Origin of the sequence: Thermasporomyces composti (assembly GCF_003386795.1) — a bacterium.
Lineage (GTDB): Bacteria > Actinomycetota > Actinomycetes > Propionibacteriales > Actinopolymorphaceae > Thermasporomyces > Thermasporomyces composti.
Genome location: NZ_QTUC01000001.1, coordinates 895,435 through 912,583 on the forward strand (window position 1 = coordinate 895,435; position 17,149 = coordinate 912,583).

The 17,149-nt window shown below is 70.6% G+C and carries 12 protein-coding genes; 1 reads left to right on the forward strand and 11 read right to left on the reverse strand.

Annotated features, from left to right (window positions below):
- Positions 1-72 precede the first annotated feature (72 nt).
- The 10 genes from prmC to DFJ64_RS03945 form a co-directional block, all read right to left on the reverse strand.
- Positions 73-933 carry a peptide chain release factor N(5)-glutamine methyltransferase gene (gene prmC, locus DFJ64_RS03900; RefSeq protein ID WP_115849201.1) on the reverse strand — a complete coding sequence of 287 codons (861 nt, stop codon included), beginning with the start codon at positions 931-933 and terminating at the stop codon, positions 73-75.
- Positions 930-2,015, reverse strand: a complete 1,086-nt coding sequence (gene prfA / locus DFJ64_RS03905) for a peptide chain release factor 1 (protein WP_115849202.1) — start codon at positions 2,013-2,015, stop codon at positions 930-932. The genes prmC and prfA overlap by 4 nt, the downstream gene beginning before the upstream one ends.
- A 113-nt stretch (positions 2,016-2,128) precedes the next feature.
- Positions 2,129-2,365 carry a 50S ribosomal protein L31 gene (gene rpmE, locus DFJ64_RS03910; RefSeq protein WP_115851806.1) on the reverse strand — a complete coding sequence of 79 codons (237 nt, stop codon included), beginning with the start codon at positions 2,363-2,365 and terminating at the stop codon, positions 2,129-2,131.
- Between the two features lie 296 nt (positions 2,366-2,661).
- Positions 2,662-4,524 (reverse strand): transcription termination factor Rho, encoded by a 1,863-nt coding sequence (gene rho / locus DFJ64_RS03915; RefSeq protein WP_115849203.1) that lies wholly within the window; start codon positions 4,522-4,524, stop codon positions 2,662-2,664.
- Positions 4,525-4,887: 363 nt separating this feature from the next.
- A complete protein-coding gene (thrB, locus tag DFJ64_RS03920; RefSeq protein WP_115849204.1) occupies positions 4,888-5,832 on the reverse strand; it encodes a homoserine kinase in 945 nt (314 codons plus the stop codon).
- A gap of 29 nt (positions 5,833-5,861) precedes the next feature.
- Entirely contained in the window at positions 5,862-6,941 is a 1,080-nt protein-coding gene (gene thrC, locus DFJ64_RS03925; RefSeq protein ID WP_115849205.1) for a threonine synthase, read from the reverse strand.
- Positions 6,942-7,170: 229 nt separating this feature from the next.
- A complete protein-coding gene (locus tag DFJ64_RS03930) occupies positions 7,171-8,499 on the reverse strand; it encodes a homoserine dehydrogenase (protein ID WP_115849206.1) in 1,329 nt (442 codons plus the stop codon).
- Between the two features lie 132 nt (positions 8,500-8,631).
- Positions 8,632-10,032 carry a diaminopimelate decarboxylase gene (gene lysA / locus DFJ64_RS03935; protein WP_115849207.1) on the reverse strand — a complete coding sequence of 467 codons (1,401 nt, stop codon included), beginning with the start codon at positions 10,030-10,032 and terminating at the stop codon, positions 8,632-8,634.
- 86 nt (positions 10,033-10,118) lie between these two features.
- Positions 10,119-11,330, reverse strand: coding sequence for a class I SAM-dependent methyltransferase (locus DFJ64_RS03940; RefSeq protein WP_170152486.1), 1,212 nt, complete (start codon positions 11,328-11,330; stop codon positions 10,119-10,121).
- Between the two features lie 19 nt (positions 11,331-11,349).
- The gene (locus tag DFJ64_RS03945; protein WP_115849209.1) at positions 11,350-12,300 is read right to left on the reverse strand and encodes a hypothetical protein; all 951 of its coding nucleotides are present in this window, start codon (positions 12,298-12,300) and stop codon (positions 11,350-11,352) included.
- A gap of 212 nt (positions 12,301-12,512) precedes the next feature.
- Here DFJ64_RS03945 and DFJ64_RS03950 point away from each other — a divergent pair, with 212 nt between their 5' ends.
- Positions 12,513-14,738 carry a hypothetical protein gene (locus DFJ64_RS03950; protein ID WP_115849210.1) on the forward strand — a complete coding sequence of 742 codons (2,226 nt, stop codon included), beginning with the start codon at positions 12,513-12,515 and terminating at the stop codon, positions 14,736-14,738.
- Here DFJ64_RS03950 and DFJ64_RS03955 read toward each other — a convergent pair.
- The gene (locus DFJ64_RS03955; RefSeq protein WP_115849211.1) at positions 14,735-16,930 is read right to left on the reverse strand and encodes a glycosyltransferase family 4 protein; all 2,196 of its coding nucleotides are present in this window, start codon (positions 16,928-16,930) and stop codon (positions 14,735-14,737) included. The two genes, DFJ64_RS03950 and DFJ64_RS03955, sit on opposite strands and share 4 nt — an antisense overlap.
- Positions 16,931-17,149: the final 219 nt, after the last annotated feature.

The following is a 17,149-nucleotide window of genomic DNA, read 5'->3' on the forward strand; positions in this document are numbered from 1 at the left end:
CTCATCGTGCCACGGTCCGACACGAAGGCGAGTGGCGACCTCACGGTCGCGGCCGACCCCTCGGTGGGGGCGCTAGGACGCGAGCCGACGTGGGGAACGACGGGCGGTGACGAAGCGCGGCCGGCCCGCCAGGTCGGGGTGGTCCCGCACGGTCAGCCACCAGCCAGCCGAGGCGAAGACGGCCGGAGCGCTCTCCCCCTGCACGTCGGCGTGCTCCACGACCACGAGGCCGCCGGGGCGTAGCAGCCGCCGGGCGGTCCGTTCCACCATCCGCACGGCGTCGAGCCCGTCGGAGCCCGACCACAGCGCGGCCGCCGGGTCGTGGTCGCGCACTTCCGGTTCGACCGAGTCGTAGGCGTCCATGGGGATGTAGGGCGGGTTGGACACGACGACGTCGACCGTGCCGTCGAGCTCCGGCAGGGCGACGGCGGCGTCCTCTCGGACCAACGTCACCGAGCTGCCGGCCAGGTTGCGCTCAGCCCAGGCGCACGCGTCCGGATCGAGCTCGACGGCGTAGACCCGGGCGTTCGGCACCTCCGTGGCGATCGCCAGCGCGATCGCGCCTGATCCCGCGCACAGGTCCACCGCCACGGGGGTGCCACCCATGGCCCGCAGCGCGTCGATGGCGTACCCGGCGACGACCTCGGTCTCCGGACGGGGCACGAACACCCCGGGTCCCACGGCCAGCTCGAGGTAGCGGAACGGAGCCCGACCGGTGAGGTGCTGGAGTGGAACCCGTGCCGCGCGACGTTCCACCAGCTCGACGAACCGACGTCGGTGCTCCTCGCTGACCTCGTCCACACCGACCAACGCGCCGCGAGTCAGGCCGAGGACGTGCGCGAGCAGCTCCTCGGCGTCGTGCCGCGGCGAGGCGACACCCGCGTCGGCGAGCTCGTCGGCGGCGCGCTTGACCAGGGCACGGACGGTGGTCATCCCGGCTGGCTCTCCAAGGAGGCGAGACGTTCTGCTCGGTCGGCGTCGAGCAGCGCCTGGATCACCCCGTCCAGCTCTCCGCCCAGCACCTGGTCGAGGTTGTAGGCGGTGTAGCCGATCCGGTGGTCGGTGATGCGGTTCTGCGGGAAGTTGTACGTACGCACCCGCTCGGAGCGATCGACCGTCCTCACCTGGCCACGCCGGGCCTCCGCCGCCTCCCGGTCGGCCTGCTCTTGGGCCATGGCGAGGAGCCGGGCGCGCAGGATGCGCAGCGCCTGCTCCTTGTTCTGCAGCTGGCTCTTCTCGTTCTGGCAGGAGACCACGATCCCGGTCGGGAGGTGGGTGACGCGGACCGCGGAGTCGGTGGTGTTGACGCTCTGCCCGCCGGGGCCGGAGGACCGGAAGACGTCGATGCGCAGGTCCTTCTCGTCGATCTCGACCTCGATCTCCTCCGCCTCCGGCAGCACGAGGACGCCCGCCGCCGACGTGTGGATCCGACCTTGGCTCTCCGTCACCGGCACCCGCTGAACCCGATGGACGCCGCCTTCGAACTTCAGCCGCGCGTACGGCGACTCGTCCGGCTCGGTCGTCGCCCCCTTGCTCTTGACCGCGACGGTCACGCTCTTGACGCCACCCAGGTCCGACTCGGTCAGGTCGAGGATCTCAGTCCGCCAACCACGGCGCTCGGCGTAGCGCAGGTACATCCGGAGCAGGTCGCCAGCGAACAGCGCCGACTCCTCGCCGCCCTCGCCGGCCTTGATCTCCACGAGGACGTTCTTGTCCTCCATCGGGTCGCGAGGCAGCAGGAGCAGCCGCAGTCGCTCCTCGAGCCGACGGCGCTCCTGCTCCAGTCGCTCCGCCTCCTCGCCGAAGCTGGGGTCCTCCTTGGCCAACTCGCGCGCCGCGGCGAGGTCCTCGCCGGTCTTCTGCCAAGCGGTGTAGACACTCACGATCCGCTGCAGCTCGGCGTAGCGCCGACCGGCGCGACGCGCGGCCGCCTGGTCAGCGTGGAGCGCAGGGTCGGCGAGTCGGCGCTCGAGTTCGGCGTGTTCGGCGAGCAGAGCCTCGACGGCTTCGAACACGACAGGCCTCCTTCAGCGCGAGCGGACCGTGACGAAACAACGCCGACCGGGCGGCACCCGTCCAGGGCCCGCCGGTCGGCGTGTCAAGACTTCGGCGTAGCGACGACCGCCCGCTACTTCTTCCGCGCCTTCTTCTCGGCGCCCTGGGACTTCGCGTAGCGCCTCTCGAAGCGCGCCACCCGGCCGCCAGTGTCCAGAATCTTCTGCTTGCCCGTGTAGAACGGGTGGCAGTTGGAGCACACGTCAGCGTGGAGCACGCCGTTCTTGGCGGTGCTACGCGTCACGAACGTGTTGCCGCAGGTGCACGTGACCGTGGTCGGCACGTACTCGGGATGAATGCCAGCCTTCACTTCAAGACCTCCGCTTCGTCGGCGCCGGGTCGCCTCGCCCGCGGCGGGCGTGAACCGGAGCCCAGCGATCCAGTGTGCCATTCCCGGCACGTCCTTGCGCAACCGCCCCGGGCGTCCTCGCATTCCCGGCCACGGTTCGCCCGGCGCCGGCGCGACCCACGAGACCACCCAGGGACCCCTCCGGGACCCCCACCGGGGGACATGGTCGACACGCCGGCGTCCGGACGACGAACAACCTCAAGCGACTCAAGGTCGCCATCGTGACCGCACGGCTCACCCGCGCGCAGCGACCGCGATCAGTCGTCGTCGCGGGAGTTGAGGGAACCGCCGGAGTTCGGCATCGTCTTGTTGATCTGCATGAGGAACTCGACGTTGCTGCGCGTCTTCTTGAGCCGCTCGAGCAAGAGCTCCAACGCCTGCTGACTGTCCAGCCCGGACAGCACCCGACGCAGCTTCCAGACGATGGCCAACTCCTCGCCGCTCATGAGCAGTTCCTCGCGGCGGGTACCGGTCTGGTCGACGTCGATCGCGGGGAAGATCCGCTTGTCTGCGAACTCCCGACGCAACCGGATCTCCATGTTCCCGGTGCCCTTGAACTCCTCGAAGATGACCTCGTCCATCTTCGAGCCGGTCTCGACGAGCGCGGTCGCGATGATGGTGAGCGACCCGCCGTTCTCGATGTTCCGCGCGGCACCGAAGAAGCGCTTCGGCGGGTAGAGCGCGCTGGAGTCCACACCACCGGACAGGATCCGCCCGCTCGCCGGCGCAGCGAGGTTGTACGCCCGGCCCAGTCGGGTGATCGAGTCGAGCAAGACGACCACGTCGTGGCCGAGCTCGACCAGTCGCTTCGCGCGCTCGATGGCCAGCTCGGCGACTGTCGTGTGGTCGTCGGCCGGACGGTCGAACGTCGAGGCGATCACCTCGCCCTTGACCGCCCGCTGCATGTCAGTGACCTCCTCAGGCCGCTCGTCGACGAGCACGACCATGAGGTGCACCTCGGGGTTGTTCTGGGTGATCGCGTTGGCGATCGCCTGCATCATGAGCGTCTTACCGGCCTTCGCCGGCGAGACGATCAGCGCGCGCTGCCCCTTCCCGATGGGTGCGAGCAGGTCGATGATCCGGGTCGTGAGGTTCCCGGGGTCGGTCTCCAGCCGCAGCCGCTCCTGCGGGTACAGCGGGGTCAGCTTGCCGAACTCCGGACGCTGCTTGGCCAGCGCGGGGTCGGCGCCGTTGACCGTGTCGACCCGCACCAGCGGGTTGAACTTCTCCCGGCGCTCCCCTTCCCGGGGCTGCCGGATCGCGCCACTGATGGCGTCACCCTTGCGCAGCCCGTACTTCTTGACCATGGAGAGGGAGACGTAGACGTCGTTGGGTCCGGGCAGGAAACCACTCGTCCGGACGAAGGCGTAGTTGTCGAGGACGTCGAGGATCCCAGCGACCGGGATGAGGACGTCGTCCTCGCTGACGACCGGCTCGGCGTCCGCGCGCTCCCGTCCACGCCGGTCACGGTAGCGGTCGCGGGACCGACGACGCCGGCGCCGACCGCCTTCCTCCTCCTCACCGTGCTCACGGCGGCTCTCCCGCTGAGCGGCCTTGCCGCCCTCGTCACGAGCGTTGTCACGGGAGTCACGGGAGTCCTGGCCATCGCGGCTGTCACGCTTGTCGCCGCCGTCGGATTCAGCCTGCTCGGTGGTCGGCCGCTCGCCCGCCGAGGTTTCCTCCACGACCTCACTGACAGCGGCGCGCGGGGTCGCATCGCCGCGGTCGTCGCCATCGGTGGCGCGCTGACCCTCGGCGGCGCGGTTCTCATCCGAGGCGGGCGCGGCAGCGGGTTGGTCGCCCGGAATGTCGAGCTGCGTCTGCTCCGGCTCACGGTCGCCACGGCTCGACGCGTCACGCTCAGCGGGCGCGCCCCCTTCGCCAGCCTGGGCGGCTTGTGCCGCCTTGATGGCCTCGATCAGCTGGCTCTTGCGCATCCGCGCCGTTCCGGTGATGCCCAGACCCTGCGCCATCTGCTGCAGCTCAGCGAGCACCATGCCCGTCAGTCCGCTCGCGCGACGCCGTCGGGTGGTGGTGCCGCCGTCGGACGACGACGCCGCGGCCGTCGCGCCGTTGGCGTCAGGGGCCCGCGAAGTGGTGAGATCAGTGGTATCGGTCACGTGAGGTCCTTCCCACGCGTGATGTCGGCCGCCTCGATCGCGTACCGACCCTGTCAAGCCGGCTTTGTGCCGGTCCTCCTTGTTGGAGTCATGCGTCTGGGGCGCACGTGTGACGAGCTCTCGACGAGTCCAGGTCCACCGACTGTGACCTTGGTGCACAAAAAGTGCTTAGGCCTCAGATGGGGCCGCCACAGACACCTGATGGCAGCGAAAGAAACGCTTCCCGGAATCGTGGCGAGATGGCACCAGGCCATAACAAGGGCTCCGGCCCGTCATGGAGCCTAACAGAATCTCTTCGACCTGGCTTCTACCCCCCGTACAACAGTCGCGGGGAGCCGCGCATTCCCTCCCCTCGTCCGACGTCTACCTATCCACTGCGAGGACTTGCGCCCCGGCCCGGTCGACCGGCAACACCATGGCCGCGAAGCCCTGCGGAGCCCGCTTCGGTAGCCCGCCCGACTCGCCTACGCGGGTGAACGCCAGCACTGTAGGGCCCGCCCCCGACACAACGGCGGGGATGCCGCTGGCGCGCAGCTCCGCCACGAGAGCGGCCGACGCGGCCATCGCGGGAGCCCGGTAAGGCTGGTGGAGCCGGTCCTCCGTCGCCGCGAGCAAGACGTCGACGTCGACGTCGTCGCCCGCCGCACCTGCCGCCGCACCGGTGAGCGCCGCGACGAGAAGAGCCGCCCGACCCGCGTTCGCCGCCGCGTCCGCGTGCGGGACGGTGGGTGGCAGGAGGCCTCGCGCGACCTTCGTCGACAACGCCTCGCCGGGGACGAACACGACCGTCTCCACCGGCGCCGGCTCCAACCGGACACCGCGGGCGCCGGCCTGGTCCGTCCAGGCCACCACCAGACCGCCCAGCAGGCAGGCGGCCACGTTGTCGGGATGCCCCTCCAACTCCGAAGCCAACCGCAAAGTCGCCGCCTCGTCCAGAAGCTTGTCGCCCTCAGGGGCCAGGGCTCGGGCGGCCACGATCCCCGCGACGATCGCCGCCGCTGACGAACCCAGGCCACGGCCATGGGGAATCCGGTTGACGGAGCGCAGGACCAGTCCGGGCAGATCCGCTCCTAGTACCTCTAAGGTGGCACGAAAGGATCGAACGACCAAGTGGTTCCCGTCGCGCGGAACGCTCGTCGCACCCTCGCCCGCCACCTCGACCGTGAGGCCGCTCGGGACGACCGTCGCCTCCACCTCGTCGTACAAGCCGAGGGCGAGCCCAAGCGCGTCGAATCCCGGACCGATGTTCGCGCTCGTCGCCGGGACCCGAACTCGAACCCGTGCCCCGACCGGAAGCGATCCCGTCATCTCACCTCCTCCGCGACAGGTCGGCCCGGTCAGTCCAGCTCGAGGGCTCGCGCGGCGGCGAGCGGGTCGGGTGGCACCACGAGCTTGGTCACCTCACCGACCCCGGCCAGGGCGGTGTCGACGTCCTTCAACCCGTGGCCGGTGACGGTGATGACGACGACCTGCCCAGGGTCCACCAGGCCCGCCCGATGGTTGCGGAGCAGCCCGGCCACGCCGACCGCCGAGGCGGGCTCGACGAAGATCCCCTCCTTGGCCGCGAGGTCCGCCTGGGCGCGCAGGATCTCCTCGTCGGGGATCGCGTCGATACGTCCCCCGGACTCGTCGCGCGCGGCCACGGCCTCCGTCCACCGTGCCGGGTTGCCGACGCGGATCGCTGTGGCGACGGTCTCCGGCTCCGCCACCGGCTTGCCCTGGACGATCGGTGCGGCACCCGCCGCCTGGAAGCCCCACATGCGGGGGCGCCGCGTGGCTCGACCCGCCGCCGCGTACTCCCGGTACCCGGCCCAGTAGGCGGTGATGTTCCCAGCGTTTCCGACGGGGAGCAGGTGGAGGTCAGGTGCGTCACCGAGCTGGTCGACCACCTCGAACGCGGCGGTCTTCTGACCCGCGAGGCGGTGCCCGTCGGGGTTGGCGGAGTTCACCAGGACGACGGGGTAGCGCTCGCAGAGCTCACGCGCCAGCGTGAGGCAGTCGTCGAAGTTGCCTTGCACCTGGACGAGTCGAGCACCGTGCAGGATCGCCTGGGCCAGCTTGCCGTGCGCGATCCGCCCCTCGGGGACCAGCACGACTGGTGTCAAGCCGGCCCGGACGGCGTAGGCGGCCGCGGAGGCGCTCGTGTTGCCCGTCGACGCGCAGAGAACCATCGTGGCGCCCGCCTCGGCGGCCAGCGACACCGCGACGGTCATGCCTCGGTCCTTGAAGGAGCCGGTGGGGTTGTCGCCCTCGACCTTGATCCACACCTCGCATCCGGTCAGCTGGGACAGCCAGGCTGACGGCACGAGGGGAGTGCCGCCCTCGCGCAGCGTGACTGCTGGCGTGGTAGGCCCGACCGGTAGCCACTCGCGGTACTCCTCGATGACGCCCCGCCAGAGCCGGGCCGCTGCTGCCATCAGGCCATCTCTCCTTGCCGTCCCACCGGATGCCGTCCACCGGCTCCATGCCGTGTCGCCGGTCGTCTCTGACCGGTTGCCATGCCTTGGGTTCTCGAGGACCGGATCGGTCCGGAAGTCCGTGGATGTGGAGCGCGACCGACCGGACCACTCGAGTGGAGCTGGTCCTCACGGGATCATCGTCGAGACCGAGTGTCGTCTCGTCCGGATCCGCGGCCGAGACCGACCGTCAGTCGTCGCCCCATCCTTCCACGCGCATCACGCTGGACACGTCGCGGACTACCTCCAGTCGCTCGAGGTCCTCGACGGTAGCCGTCAGAGCACGGTCCGTGGCCTGGTGGGTGACCACCACGAGCTGGGCGTCGGCGCCCCGGCCCTCCTGGCGAACCGTCTGAATCGACACCTCGTGCCGGGCGAACACGTCCGCGACACTCGCCAGGACGCCGGCGCGGTCGACGACGTCGAGGGAGATGTGGTAGCGGGTCAGCGTGTCACCCATCGGGTGGACCTCGACCGAGGCGTACGTCGACTCGCCGGAGCCCCGGTGACCCCGTACCCGGTTGCGGGCCACTGTGACCAGGTCACCCAGGACGGCGCTGGCGGTCGGCGCGCCCCCGGCGCCGGCCCCGTAGAACATGAGCTGACCGGCCGCCGCGCTCTCGACGAAGACCGCGTTGTACGCCTCCCGCACGCTGGCCAGTGGGTGGGTCCTGGGAATCATCGCCGGATGGACTCGAACGCCCACGCGCTTGCCGTCCGGCGTCAGCTCGGCGATCGCGAGGAGCTTGACCACACAGCCCATCGCCTTCGCGCTGGCCACGTCGGTCGCGCTCACCTGGGTGATGCCTTCCCGGTGCACGTCGGAGGCGGTCACCCGCGTGTGGAAGGCGAGCCCGGCCAGGATCGCCGCCTTGGCCGCGGCGTCGAAGCCTTCGACGTCCGCGGTCGGGTCGGGCTCGGCGTAACCGAGGGCTTGGGCCTCCTCGAGCGCCTCCTCGAAGCTCACGCCCGACGTGTCCATCCGATCGAGGATGTAGTTGGTGGTGCCGTTGACGATGCCGAGCACTCGGCGGATACGGTCGCCGGCGAGCGACTCGCGCAAGGGCCGGATCAGCGGGATCGCCCCACCGACGGCCGCCTCGTAGTACAGGTCCACGCCGTTGCGGTCGGCGGCAGCGAACAAGGTCGCGCCGTCCGCCGCGAGCAGAGCCTTGTTGGCGGTGACCACCGAAGCGCCGTTGTCCATCGCCGCCAGCAGGAGGGACCTCGCCGGCTCGATCCCCCCGATCACCTCGACGACGAGGTCGACGTCGGGACGGCGGACCAGACCGGCGGCGTCGGTCGTGAACAGGTCGGGGTCGACCGGGACGTCGCGGTGCCGCCCGGGCCGCCGGATCGCGATCCCAGCCAGTTCGAGCGGGGCACCGATCCGCGCCGCGAGATCACCGTGGCTCTCGACCAGGAGCCGCACCACCTCGGTCCCGACCGTGCCGCAGCCGAGCAACGCGACCTTGAGCGGCTGACCCGGCTTGTACGGCTTTGACGACTGTTCACCCATCGACCTTCGGCCTTTCGTCTCCCGCCTCACCGATCGCCACGCACAGTCTCCGAAAACCTGGAGAATCTTGCCCGCACCGTCCGGATTGCGAGATGACGTCTCAGGTTCCGGTGCCAGGCCGGGAAGACGTCCTCACCACACGTCCAGCCGGAGGAGATCCTCCTCGGTCTCCCGACGGACGATGAGCCGTGCGGCGCCATCCCGGACGGCGACGACCGGCGGCCGGGGCACGTGGTTGTAGTTGCTGGCCATCGACCGGCAGTACGCGCCCGTCGCGGGCACAGCCAGCAGGTCACCCGCCCGTACGTCGCCGGGAAGAAACTCGTCCTTGACGACGATGTCACCGGCCTCGCAATGCTTGCCGACGACCCGGCTGAGCACAGGTGGAGCATCGGAACGTCGGGAGGCGAGCGTGCAGGAGTAGTCGGCGTCGTACAGCGCGGGACGGATGTTGTCGCTCATGCCGCCGTCGACGGCGACGTAGGTCCGTGAGGCGCCGGCGTCCAGCTCGACCACCTTGACCGTGCCGACCTCGTAGAGAGTGAACACCGCGGGCCCGGCGATGGCCCGTCCCGGCTCGATGGACATGGTCGGCACCTGGACGCCGAAGGCGCGGCACTCGTGCTCCACGATCGCGGCGAGCTCGGTCGCCAACTGAGCTGGGGGCGCCGGGTCGTCCTTCGTCGTGTAGGCGATACCGAAGCCCCCGCCCAGGCACAGCTCCGGCAGCGTGACGCCGTGCTTGGCGCGGACCTCGGCGTGCAGGCCGATCACCCGGCGGGCCGCGACCTCGAACGCCTGGGTGTCGAAGATCTGCGAGCCGATGTGGGAGTGCAGGCCCTTCAGCTCCAGGGCCGGTTCGTCGAGCACCCGCGCGATCACGTCGGCGGCTTCCCCACCGGCGAGAGAGAAGCCGAACTTCTGGTCCTCGTGAGCGGTCGCGATGTACTCGTGGGTGTGGGCCTCGACGCCGACCTTGACCCGCACGAGCACCGAGGCACGGACACCGCGGTCGGCCGCCACCTTGCACAGTCGGTCGATCTCGTCGTAGGAGTCGATGACGATGCGCCCGACGCCGACGTCGATCGCTCGGGTCAGCTCCGCCACGGACTTGTTGTTGCCGTGCAGCTTGATCCGCTCGGTCGGGAAGCCCGCCCGCAGCGCGGCGGCGAGCTCACCGCCGGTGCACACGTCCAGGTACAGGCCTTCCTCGTCGACCCAGCGCACGACCGCCCCGCACAGGAACGCCTTGGCCGCGTAGTAGACCTTCCAGCCTTCGAACGCGTCCCGAAACTCCCGGCAGCGGGCTCGGAAGTCGTCCTCGTCGACGACGTACGCCGGCGTGCCGAACTCCTCGGCCAGCTTCGTCACCTCGACGCCCGCGACCGTCAGGACACCCTGGGCGTTCTTCGTGACATTGCGGGGCCAGAGCGAGGGAACCAGCGCATTGGGGTCTTCGGGCGGCTGGAGCCAGGCGGGACCACGGTGGCCGACCTCGGCGTGCAGGGCCCCGGCTTCGTGCGCTCTACTCACCCCTCCATCCTGACGTATCGCTTCCCGGCCGTGACGCCGGGCCGCGCGCCGGTCAACCCAGCGGGGTCAGCGCCGGTCCGGCGGGGTCAGTCCGAGGCGAGAGCGGTGACGGGACGCGTGTCGGACGCGGGAGTCACTCCGGTCGCGAGGGCCTCCGGCCGCCCCACCGCGTCCTTCGCGTCAGCGTGCTCAGCGGCCGGTTCGACGCTCTCGGCCACCGTGTCTACCGTTGGCGTCACCGGTGCCGGACGACGGCGGAGCACCGCGGCGTTCTTCTCGAGTCGGACCCGCTCGACCTCGTAGGAGGGGAACATGCGTTGCCACTCCTCGAGCACCTCCTGCTCGTCCGTGCGGATCAGGTCGTCCAGGACCACGACCGCGTCCGCGTTCAGGTGGTCGTCGAGCAGCGGGAGCGCCGGAAGCCGGGCGTGTCGGCCCACCTCACCGGGCGGACCGTCGACGAAGAGCAGGTCGATGTCGCGGAGGTCCTCCCACTGGGCCCGGCTGTACCAGGAGTAGCACTCAGAGCCGATCCGCACAGGCTCCAGCGGAGCGTGGCGCACGTCGACGTAGTCCGTGAGCTCGTGCTGGTCGACCAGGCCACGGGCCCGCTCGACGAACGCGGCGTCGTGCTCGAGCGCGACGAGACGGCCGTCGATCTCGAAGCGCCGCAGCAGCATCGCGAGCCAGACGGTCGACGTTCCACTGCCGCACTCGACGATCAGCGAGGGACGGCCGCGCTCGACGAGGTTGGCGAGCAGGAGCAACAGGTCCGGCGACGACGCCCATCCCCGCGTCGGGGGCATCGGCCGGTTGACACCCGCGGTGGCGTAGAGATTGAGCAGCGCCTCGAGTTGGCGATAGGTGAGCAGCAGGTCGACGGCCACGCCCTTGCGGGTGCGGGTGATGACGTCGGCGCCGTTGGCCTTCAGCGCCGCCGTCAGGTCGGCGCGTGTCAAGGACTCCTTGGCCGCGAGCTCCGTGGTCGAGGCCAGGAGCTGTGTCGACAGCGCCGCCACGCTGTCAATGGCCGTGGTCAACTCCGCGTGCGCGGTGCGACCGGACGCCGCGAGGCGTTTCAGCATCTCGGCCTGACGGTCGAGCCGGCGCATCACCACCCGTTGGTCTCGCCGCGCCTGGACCAGGCCGGCGACCAAGGGCCCCAAGGCGAGCAAGATGGCCACCGCGCCCACGTCGACGGGCGCGAGGACGGCGAACACCAGGACACCGACGGTCCAGCAGAGGAGGGCGCCCAGCACCCAGCGTCTGGTCCACGCGCGCGGGGCGTCGTCGCTCATCTCCTCGTCACGCCCTTCGTCACGCTCCCCCGCTCGGGCCGACCAGCCCCCGAAGCTTCTTCCGGAGCCGCCAGTAGCGGACGGTGAGCGTCCCGAGCTTGGAGCTGAGTAGTCGATCGTGTCGCTTTTCGAGGTCCTTGTACCGCTTGAGGAGGGTTTCGTAACGCCGGTCGGCGGCACCTCGCCGCCGGCGTTCCTCCTCGAGAGCGTCCGCGACGGAACGCAGGTGCGCGAGCAGCGCCGCCTCGCTGTCGTGCCGCTCTCGCCGGTGAGCCTGGCACTCGACACGCCAGCGCTCGGTGAGGAGGTGACCGACCCCGGTGACGGCCTGCTCCAAGGTGGCGAGTCGGCCGGCCACGTCGTCCGCCGAACCCGGGTCCTGCTCCCGGTGAAGGCCCTCCTCCCGACGAAGGATCGCGCACAGCCGTCCGTCGAGCGTGCCGACACCCCGCCAGCGCAGACCAGGTACTGACCTGGACAGCGTCTCCCACGTGGTCTCCCACGTGGACCACGCGGGCGATCCCGGCGCCGCAGCTGCCGTGGCTGGCCCCGGAGCGTGGTCCGCTGCCTCGGCTGGCGCGTCCGAGCCCGCCGGTGGCGTCCCGGACGTCGACGCGACAGCGCGGGCCACGTCCAGCGCAATGACGACGCGACCGCCAGGGCGGACGCTCTCGACCGCTCGGCGCAGCACGTCACCACGACGGCGGGGATCGAGGGACTCCGCGTCGAGCAGCACCGTCTCGTAGCGGCCGGGCGTCAACGCGTCCAGAGCGCCGCCGACCTCGGGGTCATGGAGCCAGACCACGCGCGCCCGGCTGAACGGCAACCGCAGGCCGACGACCGCGAAGGCCGGGTCGGCAGTGACCACCGCGAGGTCGTCAGCTCGCCCATCCTCGTCACGTGCGGCCAGGTCGCGACGATCGGCCCACGTCGTGTGATCCTCCGCGGAGGGCGTGGGAAGCGGTGCCATGTGGGGCACGCTGGACCTCCTGGAACCAAGCGGCGCGTCAAGGGAAACGCACCCAGCCGTAGGGAATACCTTAGAGCGACAGGGCTCGGGCGCGCCGGTGGATTGGTAGCGTACGCCGACAGCCCCGGACCATGCGGGCGCCACACGCCGACCGCCGGCTCCCGCGGAGCCGAGCGCCTTGACACTGAGCCGCCCACCCGGGGGTGTGACAGATGAAGGGATCCGCCGAGGGCAGCACGAGCCCCGCCGACGGCATCGCGGCCGCACCGTGGCTGGACACCACGCGTCCGGTCGACACCGCGCTGATCGCGGAGTGGCAGGGCCACCTTGACCAGCTCCGCGCGGCCTCGACTCCCCAGACGTCGACGAGCCCGACACCCGCGTCACGCAGCGTCAGCGTCGTCGTCTCGTACCGCCCCGGCGACGACCTCGCCACGTCCCTCCGCTGCCTCGCGGACCAGACGCTGCCCGCGGACTGCGTCGAGATCGTCGTGGTGGCGGACGGCGGCATCGATGACGTCGAGCCGGCCATCCAGGAGTGGTCGGCGACAGGAGAACGCGCTCCGCTGCGTGTCGTCGAGCTCCCAACCGGCCGAGTTCCGGTCCGCGCCGCCACCCTCGCATCGGTGCGGCATCCCTTCAGCGCGTTCATCGCCGCCGGCGATCGTGTCTCCCCCGCTTACCTGGGGACGCTCCTCGCCCACGCCGACGAAGCCTCGATCGTCGTGGCGCACCGGCAAGCGGATTTCCCGTCGGCTCCGACCTCCGGGGAGGCGCCCGAGATCCTGGCGGGCAGCGAGCCGGCGAGCTTTGGTGAGGACTCCTCCCCTCTCCTCGGCACTCTCCTGCCCACGCACCTGGCCCGGCGGGTCGAGGGGGACCTCCCCGGGCCCGACCGTGCCGACGCTCTCCTCCTCCTGAGCCTGCTCACCCGTCACGGGTGCCGGCTGCGACAGCTCTCCGAGGCCGACGGGGCGACCTACCAGCGTGCCGGCCGGGCGCGTCACGACGTCCCCGACGACCCGGACCCCGGACGCGTGGCGGCGCGGATCCGGCTCATCGCCGACCTGGACGCGCTCGCTGCGACGTGCGACGCGACCACGCGCCCCCTGGTGCGGCGGGTCCAGGACGCCGAGTACGACCGCATCAACGCGCACCTGCGCCACCACCCGGACGACCGCGCCCGCGTCGTCGCCCTGATCGACCGGCACGACATCGACTACCTGCCCTCGGAGCGTCTCAACGCCGGGCTCGCCCGCGCCCTCGCCGTCGCGTACTGCTTCGCGCCGTACAACGACTCCAGCGCCGTGGTGATGGCCAAGCGAGTCCGCGAGCGCGGCGACGTGGTGGACGTCGTCTACAACAAGATGGACGGCAAGCGCGAGGTCGACCCGAGCATGCGCCGCATCAGCGGCCCGTTCGTCGAGAACGAGATCGCGGTCGAGACCCCGACCTACTTCTCGGCGTGGCCGGCGATCGAGGCGTTCTGTACGCGAGGGCTGGAGCGCATCGACGAGCTCGAGCGCGTGAAGGGCCCGTATGAGCGCCTCTACAGCCGCGTCATGTGGCCGGCGTCCCATTTCCTCGCCGCCTTGTACAAGACGCGTCGTCCGTCGGTGGTCTGGACGGCGGAGTTCTCCGACCCGGCCTCGCGCGACGTCACGGGCCAGGTGCGCAGCGCGCCACTGGAGCCGAGCGCTCTGCTGGACGAGCTGAGAGCGGAACTGAAGCGTCAAGATCTTCCTGTCCCACAGTCGGAGAACTGTCTGGACTGGTGCGAGTACCTCGCCTACGCGTTGGCCGACCAGCTCGTCTTCACCAACGAGAACCAACGCGACTACATGCTCGGCTATTGTCCGGTGCCGGAGGTCGCCGCCGCGGCTCGTGCCAAGAGCGTGATCTCACCGCACCCCACGCTGCCGCCCGCCTTCTACTCGATGGCGCGGTCGCACTACATCCTCGATCCCAGCGTCGCCAACATCGCCTACTTCGGCACCTTCTACGCCACCCGTGGCCTGGACGACGTCCTCACCGCGCTGGCCCGCCTGGACTCGGCCACACGTGACCTGCTGAGGCTGCACGTCTTCACCTCGAAACCGCAAGCCCTGCGGGAGCGGGTCGAGGAGCTGGGGATCAGCGGCCTGGTGCGCATCAATCCCTACGTCCGCTTCCTTGTCTTCCTCAACCTCACCACCAAGTTCGACTGCTTGATCGTCAACGACGCCCTGACGACAGAGCACCACGAGCGCAACCCGTACCTGCCCTCAAAGTGGAGCGACTACCGCGGCAGCGGTCGCCGGGTGTGGGGTCTGGTCGAGGAAGGCAGCCCGCTGAGCGCCCGACCCTTGGATTTCGCCTCGCCGGTCGGTGACGTCGAGGCGGCGCAGGACGTGCTGCGCAAGATCGCCGCCTTGACGGAGACCAGGGCGAAGGGCTAGGTCGGCTGCTCCCGCGTCGGCATGGGTGAGCCCGGACCGAGCAGCGCCTCGCGGAACCTCGGCTCGACCACGGACCAGTCGTAGCGCTCGACGACGTAGTCGCGCGCCTCGGCTCCCGCCCTGTCCCGCCGCTCCGCGTCGGCGTGGGACAGGATGCGCTTGGCCGCCTCCTCGACGCTGCCGACGACCCAGTCGCTCGGGAAGATGCCTCGGGCGCCGTCGTAGGCGGCGTAGAGCGGCCAGTCGCGGATCACCGGGACCGCGCCGGAGGCCGCCCCCTCGGTGGGACCGACCGGGAAACCCTCCCGTCGGCTGGCGCTCAGGATGAAGCCGGCGTCGCGCAGTGCCTCCGGAAGGTCGTTGGTGTAGGGGACGTAGACGATCCCGTCGCGGACGTCGTCCTCCTGGGCCCGCGCACGGAACCGATCGCGGTACCGCAGCGCGCCGAGGTGCTGGTGGTCGGAGAAGTCGTGGCCGATCAGCATGAGCCGCCAGCGTCGATCGACGGCTCGGAGCTGAGACAGCACCTCCAGCGCCCAGATCGGGTCCTTCACTCGCTGGGCCCACCCCACCATCGCCACGGTGCGCTCGGCGCCGGGGCGCTTGGGCAGCCCGAATCGCCGCAGCCGCATCTCGTTGGGCACGACATGGATGCGATCCACCTGGGCCAAGCCGGGGACGGCGCGCTCGACGAGCTGGCGCACGTGGTTGCCGACGAAGATCACATCGGAGACCCGTGACCAGTCGATCATGTGGGGCTGGGGTGAGATCGCCTCCAGACTGTGGAATCGGACGACGAGACGGGCCTTCCTCGGCGCGTGGATGGCGACCCACTGGGCGGCGTTGTCACACCAGTCCACGAAGATCGTCTCGGCCCAGTCCAGGAGCTCGACGTCGCTCTCGCTCAAGCCCGGCACCTCCAGACCGAGCGCGTCTCGGAGCCGGTCGCCGATGAGGATGGGCCGTTGGTGCCGACGTGGCGGCGCTCCCGGTTCCCGGAGGTAGAGCACCCGCAGGTCGACCTGGTCGTCTCCGGCGAGTGCGCCGATGATGCCCTTGGTGAAGTGCGGATAGTCACCGGGGACGATCAGCAGCCGATGTGGCCGGCGTCCGGCGGTCGAAGCCACCGAACTGGCGACTGAGGTGGGCGCGCCAGCCGTTCGCCGCGCCGAGGCGACCGTCTGGTCGGCGAGCAGCCCGCTCATGCTCCCGGACGGCGCGCCCAGGGCACGGTAGGTCTGCGACTCTCGCAGCGGCGCCAGGAAGCCAGCGGGGTCTGACACGAGAGGGCTGACGAGGACGTCGGCGTGCAGCTCGCGGTGGAACACCGCGTCGGTGACCTCCATCACCAGCGGCACCACCTCGTCCACCCGACCGACCCGGAGAGCATCGTCGGCGTGCCTCATCACGGCGCGCACCCGCTCAGCGAGATCACCGGGATGCTCGCCGCTGACGATGCGGAGCGTCGCCTGCTGCAGGCGCAGGCGATCCCGGGTCGTCTCCGGCAGGTCGAGGCCCAGAGCGGACCGGACGATGGAGTCGGCTGCGTCGAGCATGTTGTGGCGCCGCAGCGTCTGCACGAGGGTGAGGACCTCGCTGACGTAGTGCCGCACGGCGGGGTCGTCGGGGTCGGCCTCGACACGCCGCCAGGCCTCCACCACCTCTGACGGATCGACGCCGACCTTCCCGGTCCGCAGGACCCGCTGCAGCGGGGCCACCGCGCGGATCAGCTCCAGACGGGTACGGAGTCGGGGGTCGTCCGCGAGCATGACCTCGGCTCGGGGATTGAGCTGACCGGCCCGTCGAGCGGCCGGTAAGGCGGTCCGATCCGCCGCCACGATGAGGTCGGCGTTCTTGGCCCTCCGACGCAGCCACGGGTCATACCGCGCGAGCAGCCAGGTCCGGCGTGGCGGCGTGGCGACCCGCACCCACGCGCGCACGACGGCGTTGCGGGCGACCACCCGGGCCCAGTCCGCGGAGAACCTGGGCACTTTGGCGCCATTGCGTCGGCCGGACAGGCTCATGCGCAGGCGGCGCGCCTCGACGCCGTCGACGACGTCCATCCCGAGCTCGGCTGGATCGCCGGTGGATGCGATGCGGACGGTGAAGCCGGACGTCTTCAGCTGCCGAACCAGTCTCGTCACGACCGGATGGTTCGTGCGATGGCCGGTGATGAGAAGGATGTCCGTCACTTTGTCTTCCCTGCCCGGACCGAGGACCCGCCACGCACCACGGGCGGCAAGATTATCGGGCTGTGCCTCGGGGTGAGCTCGCCCGACGACGGTGGTCCTCACGAAGGACGCGTTCACCGAGGCCAACGTTCCCGGCGGACGCCTCCTCGTCCGGGATCGGCTCCGTCCGATCGACCTGGGCGAGCGTCCAGCGGGCCGACCAGGACCCGAAGTCGGGCG

Excerpts from the sequence above, each read along its gene's own strand:
- prmC (WP_115849201.1), bottom strand. The coding sequence starts at position 933 with ATGACCACCGTCCGTGCCCTGGTCAAGCGCGCCGCCGACGAGCTCGCC.
- thrB (WP_115849204.1), bottom strand. The coding sequence starts at position 5,832 with ATGACGGGATCGCTTCCGGTCGGGGCACGGGTTCGAGTTCGGGTCCCG.
- thrC (WP_115849205.1), bottom strand. The coding sequence starts at position 6,941 with ATGGCAGCAGCGGCCCGGCTCTGGCGGGGCGTCATCGAGGAGTACCGC.
- DFJ64_RS03930 (WP_115849206.1), bottom strand. The coding sequence starts at position 8,499 with ATGGGTGAACAGTCGTCAAAGCCGTACAAGCCGGGTCAGCCGCTCAAG.
- DFJ64_RS03940 (WP_170152486.1), bottom strand. The coding sequence starts at position 11,330 with ATGAGCGACGACGCCCCGCGCGCGTGGACCAGACGCTGGGTGCTGGGC.
- DFJ64_RS03945 (WP_115849209.1), bottom strand. The coding sequence starts at position 12,300 with ATGGCACCGCTTCCCACGCCCTCCGCGGAGGATCACACGACGTGGGCC.
- DFJ64_RS03950 (WP_115849210.1), top strand. The coding sequence starts at position 12,513 with ATGAAGGGATCCGCCGAGGGCAGCACGAGCCCCGCCGACGGCATCGCG.